This window comes from Actinacidiphila polyblastidii (assembly GCF_036353415.1).
GTDB classification, from domain to species: Bacteria; Actinomycetota; Actinomycetes; order Streptomycetales; family Streptomycetaceae; genus Actinacidiphila; species Actinacidiphila polyblastidii.
Map to the genome: position 1 here is coordinate 1 of NZ_JAZEWV010000101.1, position 325 is coordinate 325.

A 325-nucleotide genomic window follows, 5' to 3' on the forward strand; every position below is an offset into this window, starting at 1 on the left:
CAGTATGGGGAGGAGTTGGGGGAGGTGGCCGTCGGAGGCGAGGCCGGCGTCGATGCGTTCTTGCGGGACGTCCCCGTACAAGGTGGTGCGTTGCCGGGCGGGGCGTCCGGCCTGTTCGGCGATGGCGACCAGGTCGCGGATGGAACGGTAGGAACCGTATGCGGAGCCGGCCATCCGGGAGATCGTCTCTTCCATCAACGTGCCGCCCAGGTCGTTGGCGCCCGAGCGGAGCATCTCGGCCGCGCCGTCCGCGCCGAGTTTGACCCAGCTGGTCTGGATGTTGGTGATGTGCGGATGCAGCAGCAGCCGGGCCATCGCGGTCACC

At 68.9% G+C, this 325-nt stretch carries 1 pseudogene; it reads right to left on the bottom strand.

Features of this window, described 5'->3' with window-relative positions:
- Positions 1–325, bottom strand: a pseudogene (gene fbiC / locus V2S66_RS34410) (7,8-didemethyl-8-hydroxy-5-deazariboflavin synthase); the annotation flags it as partial.